The sequence below is a fragment of the Shewanella sp. ISTPL2 genome (assembly GCF_013283205.1).
Taxonomy (GTDB): Bacteria; Pseudomonadota; Gammaproteobacteria; order Enterobacterales; family Shewanellaceae; genus Shewanella; species Shewanella oncorhynchi.
On sequence record NZ_JAAPAV010000002.1, the window covers coordinates 48,043 to 65,894 of the forward strand.

Consider the following 17,852-nt stretch of genomic DNA (forward strand, 5'->3'; position numbering starts at 1 on the left):
CTTAATGTTTACTAGGCTTATTACATTTCGAATAAAATCGACATTATGGTTGCGAGTTTATTTTCAAGCTCTTGCCACTCAGCTTCAGGCTCAGAACCTGCAATAATTCCCGCCCCCGCAAATAGATTAATCCGACCTGGTTCGATCAGCGCACTGCGGATCGCTACCGAAAACTCACTCTCATATTTATTGAAATAGCCGCAGGCACCGGCGTACCAACCGCGAATATAACCTTCACGTTGACGAATAAAGTTTAGCGCTGAATACCGCGGCAAGCCGCCAACTGCAGGAGTAGGATGCAGGGCTTGCAAAAGTTGGAAATCATTCACGCCCGGCTTCAATTCGGCTCGAATTGCACGGTGTAAATGTTGAATATGGTTCAGCTTAAAAATAGTCGCTAATTCATCGGCGCCAACATAATTGCTCAGCGGCGTGAGCATATTCACTATGTGACTGCGAACAAGTTGGTTTTCAACGCTATTTTTGTTGTCTTCTAATAAAGCGTTCGCCAGCGCAACATCTTCTTCTTGATTGAGACCGCGTACCGTTGTACCAGCAAGTGCCTCGGTAAATAGCTCCTGCTGACGGCGGCGGAATAAACGCTCTGGTGAGCAAGAGATAAAAGTGCGATCTGGACTAAATTGAAAGCCAAACTGGAAACTATTGGGATTACGGCCCTGCCAGCAAGCCAGCACCATCCAAGGATCGATAGGTTCATTGACTTCAAGTTGTGTTAAGCGGGATAACACGACTTTTGGGGTATCTTGATTGAACTTAGGATCCACCACTTGCTCGACTAATGTCTTCCAACGTTCAAAATCAGGTTTGTCACTGCGCCCAAGTGGAACGATCTTTTTAGGTGGCGAGAGTGGCTTCGCAGGCATGACGGCTTCGATAGCGCCGATGGCCTTATCTATCTCGCTATGGTGATCATTATCAGCAAAATTAAGATTCACTAATAGGCTAAATTTGTTCCCACTGCGTCTAAATTCAATGCGCGGCAGGATAAAGCGGCTATTACCGAACTCAGGCCAAGACTCTATAGTGCGATCGAAGGCAACACCGCCATAGTAGCGAATATTCTGATTCGTCGATAAGGCTCGCTGCTCTTGGTAGGCCATGGCCAGTTGCTGATCATTGATTCCGGTTTCAAATCTAAAGTCTTTGCACGCCCCTATCGCCGCGACTTCTTCGATTCTGTCGCGCCCATGCCAGTAGATCCTTGGGTATTGAGTCTGTGATGCCAGCCATGAAATTAAAGGCATAGCGACAGTGTTTAGTGACAACTGCACTATCGGTTCCGTCGGTGGAACTTGCTTTAATTGAATGAGTTTGTCGATGAGAGACTTAAGGTCTTCAGACAGGGCATGAACGGGCAAATAGAACTCCAAAGATAACGGATGAAGGCGAAAGCTGAAGGTCACTCTGTCAGCGTCAGTAAATTCGACTCAGGTTAATGTCCTCTTTTACAAGCCATTTACCTGTAGTGATTTTAGTCTGTAAATAAGAATCTTTCGCTCAAATTAAAGGCCACGGTCGAGTGTGTCAAGATGTAAGGCCCTATCGTGTGACTTTCGCCATAGTCTCATTTTACGCTGATAAAAAATGTGACTTGAGTGGGTCTTTTTGTCGGGCAAGTCACCCTCGGTGGACATTTTGTCTCTTAGTCGCTAAATGTACTTTCCCTTTGTCGTAATTAGTCGATCTAGGTTGGTTTTTAAACGTTTTTCGGTTGAGACAGAATAATCGCGGTCCACAATAGCTGGCACATCTTAAATTTTCTACGTGACAAGTTAGATGTCTATTAACGTATGACTCGCCGTGGGAATGAAAAGACGACTAGGGTGAAGCCTTGTCATAGGCTGTTCGTTAGATCTTTATAGGCAGATATAGCATGAAACTCTTAGATCTCGAAGGCGTTAGCTTCAACTATGGCAGCCAGTTACCGACGGTATTGCAGGAAGTTAACTTGGCGATTGGTACCGGCCAATGCCATTGCGTGAGCGGTCCTACGGGCTCAGGAAAATCGAGTCTGCTAAATCTACTGGCGGGCGTGTTAAATCGCCCGCATGAAGGTGACATCTGGCGTTATCCTCAATTGGTTACGGGTCTGGTAATGCAAGACCCACAAACTCAGCTACTAAGGCAAACCGTTGGTGCCGAGGTGGCTTTCGCCTTAGAAAACCTCGATATTCCCGCCGAGCAAATGCTACCTAAAGTGCAATTAGCACTACGGCGCGTGGGCTTGTATCTGCGCCTCGATACCCAAGTCAGCACGCTTTCCCTCGGTCAAAAATATCGCTTAATGATCGCCGCCCAGTTAGTGTCAGAGCCGCATTTACTGCTGCTTGATGAACCTTGGGCACAACTCGATGATCACGGTGTGAGTGAGCTACTGGTCGTGCTTCGCAATCTTATCCAAGATGGTATGGCGCTAGTATTAGTTGAGCATAACGCCTCGGCATTCGCCGAGATTATTCAGCATTATTGGCAGTTAGAGGCTGGCAAGTTGTCCGAAGGCATCTATACCGTGAGCGATGCGCCGCAAATTGAAGCGCCTGCGTGGCGAAATCAGGCTAAGTTTGAGCATTTAGGTAAAGTCTTGGTCAGTGCCGAAGCCTTTGATTTTGGGTTCGATGCTTGTCCCACGTTATTTGCGTGTCCACAAGGATTCCAATTGCAGTCGGGGGAGATAGTGACCTTAGTGGGCGACAACGGCTCTGGTAAAACGAGTCTATTGAAAACCATAGCGGGTGTGCACAGTTTAAGGCAGCGTCTTCCCCTTAAAGTGCTAGGGCGAAGACCTAAATTGGGGATTTATGGCGCTGAATTGGGACTGTTGATGCAAAGGCCGAGTCGACAATTATTCGAGTCTAACGTGCTAGCCGAAATGCAGTTTAGCCTTAGGCGCTTTGAACTCCCCAAAGAGCGAGCGGTGCAAATGTTGGACGAGTTGGATTTATTTAGCTTAGCCCATCTGTCGCCCCACAAATTATCCTACGGCCAACAGCACTTGATTGCCTTAGCGTCACTCGCCTGTTTACGCCCTAAGGTGCTGCTTTTGGACGATCCATTGGCGGGGATGGATAAGCATTACTACGGCAAAGTGTGGTACTTGCTAAAGCGGTTAAGCTCCCAAGGTTGCGCTATTTTGCTCAGCACTCACAGAAGCATTGAACACAGTGCAGTGTCACGGCAACTGAGTTTACGTAATGGTTTATTGGTGGAAGAGTCAACTGAAATGGCTGAGCGTTATGTGGGGTAGTTGTGAGCTTTTCGCGCGTGAGGGTCGCTGGTTTTGAATGCCTAGCCCTTAGGCATTTGTTGAAATAATGAGAGATTGAAATGAGTCTAATCGACACCTTAAGCTCTGATTTCATCGTATCTTGTTTAAGCCCCTTTATTTACCAAGAAAGTCTATGGTGATTTTCTAATCCTCGTCTTAGAATGCCCCTCACGTCTGTTCTATAATAATCAAAAATAACAACAGAACATTTGAGCGTAAGTCGCTTTAATGTCGTATGGTTAAGTTGATATTTTATTCAGGCACATCATCCTTGGGGTTGTAGATATGAGTGAGTCGGCAGAATCAGTTGAACTTATCAAATTACCAGTGTCACAGCTGACATTGGGTATGTTTGTCAGTGCCATAGACAAAAATGATAAAGGTCAACTTGCTATTGCAAATGCAGGACAAATTAAACACAAGGATGCGATTTTAAAGTTAGCTAAAAGTGGTATTAAATTTGTTTGGGTAGACGCTGATCGTTCGGCTGAACATTGTGGGTTAAAGAAAAAAATCACTAACGATAATCAAACTGACAATAAAAAAGCGCTCATTAGCCGCGATAAGCAACAAGCTCAAGCTAAAGTCATGCTTACCGAAGCGAAAGACCTCATTCGTAAAGTCTTATCTGAGACCTTCGAAGGTAAAGCCATCGAAGTTGCCCCCTTCGAAGCGTTAGCCGATACCATGATAGAGTCAGTGATGTTGGATGCTGATGCGCTTAAATGTATGTCTGCACTCCGTTCAAAAGATGCCTATCTACTTGAACATTCAGTGAATGTCGCCTTTCTACTGGTTACCTTTGGTAAATACTTAAAGCTAGATCGTGTCATGCTACGGGAAATGGCGGTCGGGGGTATTTTGCATGATATTGGCAAGATTAAAGTCGACAATAAAGTGCTGCACAAGCCGGGCAAACTGACGCCGGAAGAGTTTGAACATATGAAGCTGCATCAAGTGTATGCGCTTGAAATTATGAACGAAACTACTGGTCTTTCGCAGATCAGTAAAGATATCTGCTTGATGCACCATGAAAAATTAGATGGCAGAGGTTATCCAAGGGGGTTGAAGGGTGATGAAATCCCCCGCCATGGCCGTATGAGTTGTATCGTTGATATCTTCGATGCTTTGACAGCGACGCGATGTTATAAAGAGGCTATGAGCCCTGCCGCGGCCTTTAAAATTTTACTCAGTCTAACGCCATTCCATTTGGATCAAGAATTGGTCTATGAGTTTATTCGTTGTATTGGTGTTTACCCTGTGGGTTCCTTAGTTGAATTGTCGGATGGTCGTGTTGGTATTGTTTGGGCCTCGAAAGATAGGGATGCGCTACATCCAATCGTAAAGTGTTTTTATTCTTTAAAAGTAAAACGTTACACTGATGTCGCTATGGTGGATTTATTAAAATCTGAACTTTATATTGAACGCGGTGTGTCACCGAGTACATTAGATATCGATCCGACTCCTTTCTATTAATCTTCAAATCCTACCTTAAATGCCGGTCATCTGAGTCGATGGCTGGTGTGAATGATTGCAGAGCCTGCGCTAAAAACCGTAAACTGAAAGTATTTCTCTGGTCGAGCAATGCTATGAACAGTGCTATGAAATCACTATTTCCTATTTTTATCATTCTCTTATCCTTGGCTTTGTTAATCCCTGGGGTGACTCAACCTATTTTGAGTATCAGCGGCAGTATCGATAAGGCCAAGCTGGCGGAACAAGGCATAGAGCAAGTTGCCCAAAGCTTTGATGAGGACTCTGGGCGTGAAAGTGCCCGCGGTATGTTAAGCATGGTCAGTGGCTTGCTTGGGTTTAATAGCCTTAAAGGTGAAGTCCAAGTGTTGCAGAAGACTCGTAGTATTTGGGGGACGGTAACCGAACTTTATCACTCTGGGAATGGGCTCGTCGCGGGATTAGTCATGTTATTCAGTGTGATAGTGCCAGCCTTGAAGTTGAGCTTAATGTTGGCACAGCAATGTGTTAGCTCGATTGGCCTGAAACTGAGGATTAATGCCGTCGTCAACGCACTCGCCAAGTGGTCGATGGCCGATGTGTTTGTGATAGCGCTGATCATCACCTTTATGGCGGGGAACGCCTCAGGTGACATGGGGGAAATGTTAAAAACCCAAGCGCAATTTGAAAACGGTTTTTACTTCTTTACCGCTTACTGCATTTTATCGATCCTGAGTGGTTTTTTAGTGCGGCGTCCAACGCCAATTTTGTAGCTATTTTATAAGGCATCCCGACCTTAGCGATAAGGTCGGGATGCCGAGATTTAACCGCTCAGCGAGTTAGGACAAAGTGCCATTTTGATAGATGGGCATAATCCAATAGCGACAGGGATTATGTTTGCAGACCAGCGCCAAAGCAGCGAGCAGCGCGGCTTGTTGCGTAGCGGGGTGCATGATTTCGAATTTGCAGAACTCCCGATAACCTTCCACTTGTTCCTTGATATTAAAATGGCTGTGTTCACGGCTAAAACCACAAATATTCCCTAGGCTAAAGCCCGATAGAAACTCCAACTCTATCAAGGTATCGACTATGTCGTCCTTAATATCATTTTGGGCGATCAGTACTAACAGTTGTTCTGTGCTCATTTACGTTTATCCAGCCAAAAATACAGAATTGGCAGTAAATACAGTGTGGTTATGGTTGAAGTGAGCAGACCGCCAATCACCACAATCGCTAAAGGTTTTTGAATTTCAGCCCCAGGACCTGAGGCAAACACTAGCGGCATAAGACCAAACATGGCCGTTGTCGCCGTCATCAAAATGGGGCGTAAACGCCGCGCTGCACCTTGTTCTACCCGTTCGCGCAGATTACTGAACATGTGCTTGGTTTGTTCGTAATAGCTGACCATCACCACGCCATTGAGCACAGCAACCCCAAGTAGGGCGATAAAGCCAACTGAGGCGGGCACGGACAAATATTCCCCCGATAAATACAGGCTAACTATGCCGCCCATCATAGCGAAGGGAACGTTGGCGAGGATTAAGCCCGCTTTGGCCAGTGAGCCAAATGTGGTGAATAAAATCAAAGTGATCAGTGCGATAGCAATCGGGATCACTAACAGTAAATTGCTGGTGGCCCGCTGCTGGTTTTCAAACTCACCACCAAAACTCACGCTATAACCGCTCGGGAGTTTGATTTCCTTTGCTATTTTAGCGTTGAGCTCTTCTACAAAACTCACAATATCGCGACCCTGCACGTTGGTGGTGATCACTGAAAAGCGATTCCCTTGCTCACGCTCGATAAGGATGGGGCCTTGCTTATAACTTAAGGTGGCGACATCACTCAGGCGTTTTAAGGAGTGATCTGGCATCACCAGTAACTGATTTTTAAGCTCATTGATGCTGCTTAAGTGGCTCTGATTATTAGCCATCAGTACGGGTGTGCGCTTCTTACCTTGCAGCACTTCGGTCACGATCACGCCTTCGAGCTGGCTTTTCAGGTAGCGGGCAAACTCCATGGTGCTCATGCCAAAGCCTCGGGCGAGCTCGTTATCTAAGGTGAGGTTGATAAAAGGACTGCCTTCGATCATCGCCATTTTTACATCGACGCTGCCACTGGTGGCATTAACGAGCTGTTGGATCTGGCTCGTGAGCTGGCCTAAGGTGTCGATATCATTACCAAAGACCTTAATCGCCACGTCGCCAATGCTGCCGGTGAGCATTTCGGACACACGCATTTGTATCGGTTGAGTGAAGTTAAAATTAACGCCGGGATAGTCCAATAACACAGTGCGGATCGCATCGATAAGCGCTTCTTTATTGGCAAAGCGCCATTCGCTGCGGGGCAGAAGTTCTAAGAATACATCGGTTTCATTGAGCCCCATGGGATCTAAGCCGATTTCATCCGCGCCAGTACGCGCCACCATTTGTTTGATTTCAGGAACTTTAGCCAGCAAGGTTTGCTGAATTTGCTTGTCGATGGCAATCGAAGCTTCGAGTGAAATCGACGGGGATTTCTCCAGCTGCAGGATAATGTCGCCTTCATCTAAGGTCGGCATAAAGGTTTTTCCCACTAACCCGAACAGCCCTAGGCTGACGATAAGCAAGCTAAAGGCGATCACCATAAAGCGTTTTTGATGGCTAAACGTGCTCTTGAGGCTGGCCAGATAAAGCTGTTTAAGCTTTTCAATCGCCTTAGGTTCCTTGGCGGCTTTTTCGTTGACGAGATAAGAAGCGATAACCGGAATAACAGTTAACGACAACACCAGCGCCGACAGCATGGCAAACACGATAGTGACCGCAACTGGGGTAAAGAGTTTGCCTTCGAGCCCGCTCAAGGTCAGCAAGGGTGAGAACACTATCATGACGATCACAGTGCCCGACACTACGGGAATGGCAACGTCCTTGGTCGCGCGAAAAATCAAATGCAGCCGCGGTAATCTCTGCTTAGTAGCGATAAGATTCACCATGTTTTCGACTACGACCACAGATGAATCCACTAACATGCCGATGGCGATAACCAGTCCGCCTAGGCTCATTAAGTTTGCAGAAAGATTGAAGTAATCCATCATCAAAAACGTCATCAACGCGGCAAGAGGCAACGAGAGTGACACGACCAATGCGGCGCGCACGTTACCTAAAAATAGCGCCAGCAAGATGATCACCAACACTACGGCTTCGAACAAGGCATTGGAGATGGTATCAATCGCGGTATTGATCAGATTCGCGCGGTCGTAAAAGGTGTTGATCTGGCTCCCTTCTGGCAAGGTTAGGCTGATTTGATCGAGTTTTGCTTTAATGTTTTTGACTACTTGTGCTGTATTGGCGTCTTTTAGGGCGATGATCAAGGCTTCGGCGGTTTCGTTGCCGTCTTTCGTGACTGCGCCATAGCGGGCTAAGTGGCCAATTTGAATATCGGCCAAATCCTGCAGTCGATACACTCTGGCATCATCGGCCTTGATCACTAATTGTTTGAGTTCGTCGATATCATCGATGCGACCTTCGGCGCGCACTATTATGGTATCTGTACCAATAGTGAGCTTGCCCGCACCTTCGTTGTGATTATTCTCAACTATCGCCTGTTGCAGCGCCGCAAAACTTACGCCCGCGGCCGCCATAGCCGCAGGTTTGGGGGTCACACTAAAGCTTTTGGCATAGCCACCGAGGATATTCACATCGGCCACACCCGCAACGGTTCGTAGTAGTGGACGGATTTCCCATTCGAGCAACTGCCGTCTTTCCATCAGCGAAAGATTGGGATTTTCGAGTGAAAACATAAAGATTTCGCTGAGCGGCGTACTCATTGGCGCCACACCGCCCGTCACACCTTCAGGGAAACTGTCCCACACGGCGGCGATGCGTTCGCTCACCTGCTGGCGCGCCCAATAGATATCTGTTCCTTCGTCGAAATCGAGGGTGATATCGCTGATGGCGTATTTAGTGGTCGAGCGCAGAATCGATTGATGGGGAATACCTAACAGTTCAGTTTCAATCGGCACGGTAATTTGCGCTTCGATTTCCTCCGGCGTCATGCCGGGCGCCTTGAGGATAATCTTCACTTGGGTGGGCGAAATATCGGGAAAGGCATCCAAGGGAATGGAAAACCAGGCTCGCGCTCCCGCTAACATGATGATCAGCGCCACAATCAGCACAAATAAGCGCTGCGTAAGCGAAAAGCGGATGACTGAGGTCAACATCTTATTCGCCTCCTAAGCCAAGCATTATGCCTTTGACTGCAGCAACTGACTGGGATAACACTTGGATTTGGCTGAGTTCTTGATCGCTTTCAACGATATATTGCTCAGGGGTTGAGCCAAGAATATCGATTGTAATCGAGGTGAGCGTGTCTGCGGTTTTAGTGAAGACTTGGCTGTCTTGCTCCCAACTGAATACGCTATTTTTAGGCAATAAATACACCGCCTTTTGATACTCGGGTATCACAGTGATCTGTTGTCCTAACAGTAAGTTACACTCCTGCGGTACGGGTGATGACCAAGCGGTCACAAACGCACCTTCGGCGATGGCCGACACGGACTCAATGGCGATATGGCACTGATTGATATTCACCGCCGAAAGTGAGTGCGACTGACTCATTGGCACACTGACCTTGACGCGAATGCTGTTGCTGGGCACCAGTGAGAATAGCTGCGAACCCGCCATATAAGGTCCATTCACTTGGTTGAGTTTAACGATCCCCGCCACTGGCGTGCCTACCACTAGGGAGTCTGTGGTGGCATCTGTGCTTTTGACTATCTCCATAAAATGCTGCATGTGCTCGTATTCGAGGTGAGTACTGAAGTAGTCTTGGCTGATCTCTTGCCATTTTTCTGCGCTGATACTGCCATTGTTTAATAAGAGTTTATTGCGCTCATAACGGCTTTTGGCTAGTTGATACAAGCTGCTGGCGGCTTCGACTTGGGCGAGGTAGTGGAACACTTCTGGCCCTGTCAGTTTGACAATCGCTTGGCCTTTAGTGACGAGCTGGCCTTGGCCGACGAGAAAGCTGATCTGCTGGATATTCTCCGGCGTGCTGATCCAGTAATCATTACCGGGGAGGATTTCAACCTGCGCGGGCAACGGGCTGCCCTCATAACTGGCGACTTTCTGTGGTTGCACGTAGCTCAGGTCTAAATTACCGAGGGAACTTATCGTTAAGGATTCAGCCTGCACTAAGGTGGCAACACTGGCGGATAAACAGAAAAGGCATGCGCCGTACTTGGCCATCATAATGAAATTCCTAAGGCTTGCAGTTGTTGGGAGTGCAGTTGTTGCTGCGCGACTTGGTTCAGTGCCAAGCGGGATTCGGTATCGAGGGCATCCATATAGCGGCGCAGCCAGACTTCGTAGCTAACTTGGTTTTGGTCTTTGACCTTAGCCAGCTCCTCTGTGATGGTGCGGCTAAGGTGTAAGGCTTGAGTCAGCAATGTTTGTTGGTCGAGCAGATTTTGTTGCTGTTGCTCTAGTTTTTTAAGCTGAGTTTTCAGCTCGATATAGGTACGGTCGAGGTTGAGCGTGTGCTCGGTATTGGCTTGTTGCCATTGGGATAATTCGGTTTGTGATAGGGCAGAACCTAAGGTCAGCGGTACAGAAACGGCGATGCCAAGCTGTTGATCATCGACTTGATTATCTGCGGTATTTTTGGCCGTGAGTGAGACTGCCCAAGGATCGTTATTCCCTGCTTGCTGACTCTGGATGATCAACAGCTGTTGCTGTTTCTGCAGGCTCAGTAGTTGCCATAATGGATGCTGCGCGAGCATGTCATTGGGTTGGTTGTTGGCAGAAAGTGGCCGCGCGGTTTCGGCTATGTTCTGCGGTATTTGCTCTTGTCCGGTGAGTTGTTGATAGAGGGCACGCGCCTCGGCCTGTTGCTGATTAAGATCGACCCGCTCCAGTGCAATATCCACCAGTTCGCGTTCTAACAAGAGAATGTGGGCAATCGGCAGTTCGCCCGCATCTGTGAGTTGCTTTTGCTGACTATGAAGCTTGTCGAGTAATTGGCTCTTGCGATCTAATTGGACCAGTTTCACTGCAGCAAGACGATGTTCCCACAGGCTTTGTCGCAATAATCCCGATAAATACAGACCTTGCAGCGCGGCTTGTTGCACCTGAATGCCTTGGGTGAGTTGTTTAATTTGCTTATCGCTGCTGTGCAAAGCAGGGGATTTTATTGGCAAATTGAGTGAGAGTTCCTGCTCGTAGCTGTTACCATTATCTAGGCTACCTAAGTGACTCAGGCTAATGCTCGGCAGGCCACTGAGCCAAGCTGAGCTGCTCAAGCTTATTTGTGATTGCGGTAACTGGCCGCCCGATTGAGATAGAGAATGTAATCTAGCTTGGCTGGTGGTGAGTGCTTGAGATAGCTCGGAATGCGCGGCGTGGCACAGGAAACTGCTGCTGACTAAGGTCGCCAACAGACATAACTTGATACAAGACGTACTGACAGACATAGGACGATTCTATGGTAATAAAGTGTGCTGTCAGTGTAGGGATTGGTGGGCGAAAGTCGTGGGGGACATGTATCATAAAACCGTCTATGGTACATATGTCCCATAAATTAATGGGTTGATTTTGCTTTTATTTAGGAGTTTTTCGATGAAGGATCTTGTCATTATTGGTCTGTTGGCCTTGATCATATGCTTTAAGCTTTTTGACATCACTTCCGACATTCAATTGGGCATTCCCCAATGGCATATTGTGCAGGAAGCCATGTTATTAGTGCTCACTGTGATTGGTGCCATGTACTTAAGTTATGACCTTATTCGTCGCTCCCGCGAAGTGAAAGCGTTGGCTAAACGGTTGGAGCATGCGGATAAAAAAATCGACAATATGTCGACGCAAATGCGCTCTGCCAGACAAGAATATAGCCAAGCGGTGTCGCAGCAATTCGAGACTTGGGGCTTTACTAAGAGTGAGCAGCAAGTGGCATTTTTATTACTTAAGGGCTTAAGCTTTAAAGAAATTGCCGAAGTGCGCCAGACTAAAGAAAAAACCGTCAGACAACAGGCATCGACCATTTACAGTAAAGCGGCAGTCGATGGACGCCATACTTTTTGCGCTTGGTTTATGGAAGATTTTATTCAAGAACATAATCAAGATCTTGCTGCGAATGAAGCAGCATCAAGCCCTAAGGCGGCTTAATCAACGCAGGATTGGCTTAGCTGTTATAGCTATTTGTTATTGAAAATCGATATTTGCTGAGTTTTTAGTTCTAAACAATAATGAGCATCCCCTAAGTTTGCAGGAAGATGCAATTGAAAAACTGGTTGATTATCGTGTTTTGCCTGATTGCCTTGGTCGCTTCGACGCAAACCACAGGACTCGTGCGCTCACTTATCGAATTCTCCGCCTTTGTTGGTGTTCTCTACTGGGCTTGGCGAATGAAGCTGACGGCAGAGTAGATTGGTTTTGAGTTAAATCTTAGCTATTGAAAATAAAGAATATACACTAAAGACGTGATACCAATCGCTGCCCACAGCATCACCCCAAGCAACAAAGGTTTGGGGCCACTCGCCCGCATTTTCTGCACTGTAATTCCTGCACCAATCAAAAACAAACACAGGACTAATGCCCGTTTCGACACCATAAATAAGGTGTCATAAACAGCGTGGAATTGTGGCAACCAATGGGCCACGGCAATGGCTAAACAATAAAAACCGATAAAATACGGCAGGTTAAGCTTGCGCTTATCGCCACCAAACAACATAGCGCTGACCAATGCGATCGGGATAATCCACAGGGCGCGGGCGAGTTTTATAGTGGTTGCGGTTTTTAAGGCTTCATCGCCGTAGGCCGAAGCCGCGCCGACAACCGACGAAGTATCGTGGATGGCGATGGCACTCCACACGCCAAAATCGTATTGGCTCATATTGAGCAAGTGGCCGAGTGCAGGGAATAAAAATAGCGCGACTGAATTGAGCACAAATACGCAGGCTAACGCAGTGGCGGTTTGATCGTTACGCGCATTGATGGCCGGAGCGACTGCGGCAATGGCGCTGCCACCGCAAATAGCGGTACCAGAGGCGATTAAGTGGCCCGTGACATGATCAAATTTCAGGGCGCGGGTGAGCACAAACCCTAAGCTGAGGGTGAAAAAGATTGAGCCAACAATCAGGCCGAAGTTGTGGGTGCTCGCCTCGATCGCCGCGTTTAAGTTAATCCCAAACCCTAAGCCAATGATCGAATAAGACAGGAGTTTTTTGGTAAGTGCAGCGATATTCCATTGCACTGGCACCCAACCAAGGCTGGCTAAGGTAAAACCGAGCACTAGCGCCATAGGCGATGAGATAAAAGGCGCGAGGCATAACAAACCCGCACAGATGAAAACGATGCGATGAGTCTTATTATCTTGCTGTGATGTCGATGAAGAATTCATAACGCCTTAGGCTCGAGCGATTCGGTTTATCGTTCCAACCACAGATCTTCACATTAAGCGACGGATACAAAATGGCGATCAATTGGATTGATCATGGAGACAGATGCAAGAGGGCATTATAACTGTGTGTATGAGCCTCAATAAAATCAATTAAACTTATCTAGTCAGTCAGTTTTATTGACTATCAGAGGATTGTGCAAAGCAGGAGGATAAATTGAAGAAGATGAACTGAGCTCAGTTCATCTCCTTGGCGAAATTGTAAATGGCTAGATTATAAAGAGTGAAATTATAAATTTACGATACTTTTCAAGTTGTAATCGCTGCCATCCTTTGCGGTAAACAACTTATCTTGGGTGTCGTTGGCGCTGGACATTCCCGCATGTAATAGGCTGAGCCAATGGCGCGATGCGGCAGAACGTGACTCTGGTGTTCCGACTACCATGTTTAATGACGTTCCGATTTGGATATCTTCCAGATTGGCAACGTCTCTCGCACCTATCATGCCACTGCGGTCGAAACTGAGTTCAACGTGGCAACCTAGGTCCTGTAACACTATGGCGCAAGGCGCATCTTTAGTGCCGTTAAAGGCCACAAACTGTTTTGGCTGACGTAAACCACTGTGGCTGCCGTCGGCAAAAAAGGCCAACAGGTGTTGATAGTAAACCACATAGCTGCTCACATCTTGGTGTGAACCAGAGTTAAGTGGAAAGAGGCGGTCGAGGAATTGTTTCGCATTAGCGATCTTCTCGTGCTCGGCGACATTCACTTGGGCCACGGCTAGCACTTCTTCTGCGATGAGGCTGTTTAGATTCGGTTGGATCTGGTTGCTCTTGATAATTGACATATTCATCGCTTGTTCCTCTCACTCTTTCAATTTAAAAAAATTCAGGGTTTTGATTTAACTTTTGGCTTATCAAAGTTTGTCTTCAATTTGGTTTGTCCGCTTTGAGTGCTTAGCCACTTTTAGTGGGAGTGGTTAAGCATTTCTTGTACTGGAATGGCTTAGCTTGTTCGCATTAGCCTTTCCTTGATTGCTTGATTTGTAGTCTAGTCTTTTTTTGACTACAATTTCACAATAAAAATTTTACACTGTGAATTTTACAAAATGCGCAATGACCAGAGCTTGATGAGAAAATCACATTTCCTAGGCACAAAAATACGTAACCTACGGAAACGTAATAATTTAACGATGGAAGATTTGTCGGCACGATGCATTCGAGTCGACGCGGGAAGTGCGCCCTCTGTGTCATATTTGTCGATGATCGAACGTGGCAAGCGTGTGCCGAGTGCAGGAATGCTGGCAGTGATCGCCGCGGTTTTTCAAAAAGACGCCGAATGGTTCTTAGACGATGTGCCTGAAGAAAACGCCATTACGCCAGACAAGGGCCGACGTGGCGGCATAAGCGGTATGGCGCTCGAACCCAGCTTTTTGTTTTCCAATGATATTTTACAAATAGCGATACCTGAGATGCTGTCGCAAACAGGGATCTCAGGTCGGCAGTTTGCCCATTTATTGATCCGCGCCCATCAAGAACATCATCAAAATCATTTCCCTGATCTTGAACGTGCCGCCGAAGAAGTCGGCCTCAAACGTATGCCCTTATCTCTGGACGATATGCTGGATATCGCTAAGGGAATGGGATTAAAAATCAAGTGGATAGACAGTACGCCGCAGGAAGTTATCGATGAAATGGGCGTGAGTTCGCGTCAGTTGGTCACCTCATTTATTGAGCCGCCGAGCACGATTTATGTAAATAAAATCCTCAAAAATCGCCCCAACAGACTCAAATATGATTTAGCCGTGCACATAGGTCATTGCGTGTTGCACAACAAGGACGGCCTCAAGAGTGTGATGATCTCAGGCCGCAAATTAGAAGTGGATGAAGAGGCGGGTATGCAGTCCAATACCTTGAACGCGCAGGATATCTTGCATGCATGGCGCGATTTTGAATCGAGCTTCTTCGCCGGTGCGCTGCTGTGTCCTAAAGTGCCTTATCGCCAATTACTCGACCGCCACGGTTATGAGATTGAAGTACACAAGCAACTGCAAGTGTCAGCCTCAGTCGCCATGCGGCGCATGACAGTGGTATCTCCTTATCCTCATTGGCATTATTTCGACGCTTACGCACCAGGCAAACTCAAAGCCGTTTATCGTGGTAACGGTATTCCACTGCCTTGGGGCAATATGCGGTTAGTGGAAGACCCTTGTCAGCATTGGGCCGTCTTTAGGATGATCAGTGAGCCGACGGTCGGTACTTCGGCACAGATTTCGATTTTAAACGTCGGCAACGAACCCCGCATTTACTGCTGTGAGTCGATTAAAGTCGAAGATTCTGCGGGCAACCCGCATGTGCTCTGCGCTGGTATCGATTTGAATCCAGCGATTGAAGCCCAAGGTAAAGATGCCCTGTCTATCGCCCACGATTTGAAGAATGCCTGTGTCGCCAGCGGCGGTTCAGTCACTATTCCCAAACACATTAAAAGCGATCTGGTGAGCGTCGCAAAAATCCTCAATATCAACTGGATAGAACGCGGGATTAAAAACGACGCCCGCCTTATTTGCTCCCGCGGCGCCGTATGCCCACGTCAACCAAGTTGCTATCAAGCAGGTAAGTCACAGTGTGATGGTACTGAATAAAGTATCGCAGATGGGATTGATGTTACTCCAGTGACTCGCCGTAAACTCGTCCCTGAGGGCTCGACGGCGGCATCCATGCCGCCAACGGTCACTTCCATGAGAGTGCTTAACTCTGTGGACTCCTGTGTTTGTCTGTATCGCTCATTTAGTTGATAGTTAAACAAAATAACGACTTTATTCTGAAGTATGAGTAACTGATTAATAAAAAGGGATTTTATGTCTGATGATATTGTAGAGTTTAACTGGCAGAAGCCTATTTTATGCACTGATGGAACAGAATTATTTCCAAAAGACACATTAAATAGAGCAAGATACGCTTCATTTTTGCACAACTATTTGGCAAGTAATGCCATCGATGGTGGTTATGTATTAAACCTAAACGCTAAGTGGGGATCGGGTAAAACCTATTTCATTAACCGCTGGATAGAGAGCATTAAAGAGAGTCACCCTGTCGTTTATATTGATGCTTGGAAGCAGGACTATTCAGACGACCCAATGCTTACGGTGATTTCATCTTTGATAAACGCTTTAAGTGAGCAACTGCCACCTGACAATAAAGCTGTGTTAAATATTGCCAAGAAATCTGCTCGTTTTATCAAGGCCGCTGCACCTGCTTTACTCAAAGGATTGGTGAAAAAGGCAACTGGTTTGAATCTCGATGATGTTTCAATCGAAGACGAAGATAAAATATCGCCTGAGCATAAAAGTGATGGCAAAGGTTCATCGGATATTTTCGGTGAGTCAGGCGCGGCCATTGCACAATGCTTAGTGAAAGATCACAACGATAAACTGAAGTCGGTTGAATATTTACGATCTGAAATTAAAGAATTAATTACTGCGGTAATTGCACATAAAAAGGGTACTTTAAAAGCACCAGCTTTTATATTCATCGATGAATTAGATCGCTGTCGTCCAAGTTACGCAGTAGAGATGTTAGAAGTCGTGAAGCACTTTTTTGAGCTCGATAATATTGCCTTTGTTGTTGCGACTGATACGGAGCAATTACAGCATGCAGTGAAAGCTGTTTATGGTGAGGGCTTTGATGCTCAAACCTATTTAGGCAGATTTTTCCGGCGGCGTTACTCGTTAACAGAGCTTTCCCGCTATGAGTTTGTAAGCCGTATTGCAGAAAGCAAGGTAACTTACAATCCGAAATGGAAGGAATACGTACCTAGTCTAGCTGAATTAGATGACTTTACTAACGTGGTTTCTACTGTAGCGGATAGATTTAGGCTTTCTCTAAGGGAAACTGAACAGTTAACGGATAAATTTATAGCTGTTTTAAGCAATACACCCAAGACATTTACCCCTTATTTATTGCTGACTTTATTTGTCTTGAGGGATAAGCATTTTTCTCTTTATAGTGAATGGGTTGAAGCAAATGATAAAGACCATGATTTTTCTCTTTCAATATCAAGTATTGGATATTTCATAGATGATATGCCTATTTGTTTTTATAATCGTGAAGAAGGCTTTTTACCTAAATTAGTTACATCACCACGTGGCCTTTCTTTTAATTTAGGATTAAATGGATTGCTGGCTGAAATGAATAAAATGTGCTCGAATTGGATACCTAGAGATAAGAGTATGTATATAAAGCATTTAGATGAAAAACATGAAAAAAGTATATCTTACTTTGATAAAATAGATTGTTACCGTCAAGAGCAATTATTAAATCTCTCTGCAAGTAAAACGGATTATAAAAACTGGGTAGAGTTAGCAGTGTCTTTTGATGAATAGAAAGAAGCGCTTATCTATACTCCTTAGTCATTTTAGAGCTATCCATTTATGAAATTTTGGTATTAATGTAACAATAGTAAGCTTCAAAAATACACAGAGATTAACGAGATTAAGCACTCGCGTGTAAGTGACCGTTGGCGGTATGGTCGCTCTTTCACATCCATGTGATCGCGACATTCGTAGGTCCTTCTACATCAGATGCCGCCGTCGAGCCTATAGGGATATATTCACGGCGAGTCACTGGAATGAGAGTGCTTAATCATTAGTTATGTCGTCACTCATGTGTTTATCGTTTTAAAAAGAACTCATCTCACAATCCCTCCTCTATGATTTTCTATCAATCAGTCTCGCTCATGGTTGACGTAA

General features: G+C 46.1%; 14 protein-coding genes. 7 read left to right on the forward strand and 7 right to left on the reverse strand.

Translation table 11 applies throughout. The features are described 5' to 3' along the window. Nucleotides 1-20 precede the first annotated feature (20 nt). Nucleotides 21-1,379, reverse strand: coding sequence for an isochorismate synthase MenF (locus tag HUB64_RS22055; RefSeq protein ID WP_131524435.1), 1,359 nt, complete (start codon nt 1,377-1,379; stop codon nt 21-23). A gap of 515 nt (nt 1,380-1,894) precedes the next feature. Here HUB64_RS22055 and HUB64_RS22060 point away from each other — a divergent pair. The 3 genes from HUB64_RS22060 (at nt 1,895) to HUB64_RS22070 (ending at nt 5,511) form a co-directional block, all read left to right on the forward strand. Beyond that, nucleotides 1,895-3,265: an ATP-binding cassette domain-containing protein gene (locus tag HUB64_RS22060; protein WP_173497813.1), complete on the forward strand. Its 1,371-nt coding sequence runs from the start codon at nt 1,895-1,897 to the stop codon at nt 3,263-3,265. A gap of 306 nt (nt 3,266-3,571) precedes the next feature. Continuing rightward, nucleotides 3,572-4,762, forward strand: a complete 1,191-nt coding sequence (locus tag HUB64_RS22065) for an HD-GYP domain-containing protein (protein WP_105250731.1) — start codon at nt 3,572-3,574, stop codon at nt 4,760-4,762. Nucleotides 4,763-4,875: 113 nt separating this feature from the next. Continuing rightward, nucleotides 4,876-5,511, forward strand: a complete 636-nt coding sequence (locus tag HUB64_RS22070; protein WP_173497953.1) for a paraquat-inducible protein A — start codon at nt 4,876-4,878, stop codon at nt 5,509-5,511. A 66-nt stretch (nt 5,512-5,577) separates the two neighbouring features. Here the strand turns inward: HUB64_RS22070 and HUB64_RS22075 are convergent, their stop codons facing one another. Genes HUB64_RS22075 through HUB64_RS22090 form a run of 4 tightly spaced genes read right to left on the reverse strand, consistent with a single transcriptional unit; the run spans nt 5,578 to nt 11,183 of the window. Next, on the reverse strand, nt 5,578-5,883 hold the full coding sequence (locus HUB64_RS22075; protein ID WP_173497814.1) for a DUF3240 family protein: 306 nt from the start codon (nt 5,881-5,883) through the stop codon (nt 5,578-5,580). Next, a complete protein-coding gene (locus HUB64_RS22080) occupies nt 5,880-8,933 on the reverse strand; it encodes an efflux RND transporter permease subunit (protein ID WP_173497815.1) in 3,054 nt (1,017 codons plus the stop codon). Before HUB64_RS22080 ends, HUB64_RS22075 begins: the two co-directional genes overlap by 4 nt. A gap of 1 nt (nt 8,934) precedes the next feature. Beyond that, nucleotides 8,935-9,963: a membrane fusion-like protein gene (locus tag HUB64_RS22085; protein WP_173497816.1), complete on the reverse strand. Its 1,029-nt coding sequence runs from the start codon at nt 9,961-9,963 to the stop codon at nt 8,935-8,937. Further along, on the reverse strand, nt 9,960-11,183 hold the full coding sequence (locus tag HUB64_RS22090) for a metal transporter (protein ID WP_173497817.1): 1,224 nt from the start codon (nt 11,181-11,183) through the stop codon (nt 9,960-9,962). The genes HUB64_RS22085 and HUB64_RS22090 overlap by 4 nt, the downstream gene beginning before the upstream one ends. A 145-nt stretch (nt 11,184-11,328) precedes the next feature. On the opposite strand from HUB64_RS22090, the gene HUB64_RS22095 reads away from it, so the two are divergent. Continuing rightward, nucleotides 11,329-11,874, forward strand: coding sequence for a LuxR C-terminal-related transcriptional regulator (locus HUB64_RS22095; RefSeq protein ID WP_173497818.1), 546 nt, complete (start codon nt 11,329-11,331; stop codon nt 11,872-11,874). Nucleotides 11,875-11,987: 113 nt separating this feature from the next. Beyond that, the gene (locus HUB64_RS22100; protein ID WP_173496095.1) at nt 11,988-12,134 is read left to right on the forward strand and encodes a hypothetical protein; all 147 of its coding nucleotides are present in this window, start codon (nt 11,988-11,990) and stop codon (nt 12,132-12,134) included. A 23-nt stretch (nt 12,135-12,157) separates the two neighbouring features. Here HUB64_RS22100 and HUB64_RS22105 read toward each other — a convergent pair whose 3' ends face one another. Together HUB64_RS22105 and HUB64_RS22110 are read right to left on the reverse strand one after the other, a co-directional pair. Further along, complete coding sequence (locus tag HUB64_RS22105; RefSeq protein ID WP_106648891.1) at nt 12,158-13,108, reverse strand: YeiH family protein; 951 nt, start codon at nt 13,106-13,108, stop codon at nt 12,158-12,160. A gap of 286 nt (nt 13,109-13,394) precedes the next feature. Next, nucleotides 13,395-13,958: a malate synthase gene (locus tag HUB64_RS22110; RefSeq protein WP_011845404.1), complete on the reverse strand. Its 564-nt coding sequence runs from the start codon at nt 13,956-13,958 to the stop codon at nt 13,395-13,397. A gap of 255 nt (nt 13,959-14,213) precedes the next feature. On the opposite strand from HUB64_RS22110, the gene HUB64_RS22115 reads away from it, so the two are divergent. Further along, nucleotides 14,214-15,746, forward strand: a complete 1,533-nt coding sequence (locus HUB64_RS22115; RefSeq protein ID WP_173497819.1) for a DUF3612 domain-containing protein — start codon at nt 14,214-14,216, stop codon at nt 15,744-15,746. Between the two features lie 216 nt (nt 15,747-15,962). After that, nucleotides 15,963-17,486: a P-loop NTPase fold protein gene (locus HUB64_RS22120; protein WP_173497820.1), complete on the forward strand. Its 1,524-nt coding sequence runs from the start codon at nt 15,963-15,965 to the stop codon at nt 17,484-17,486. The last annotated feature ends 366 nt before the right edge of the window (nt 17,487-17,852 follow it).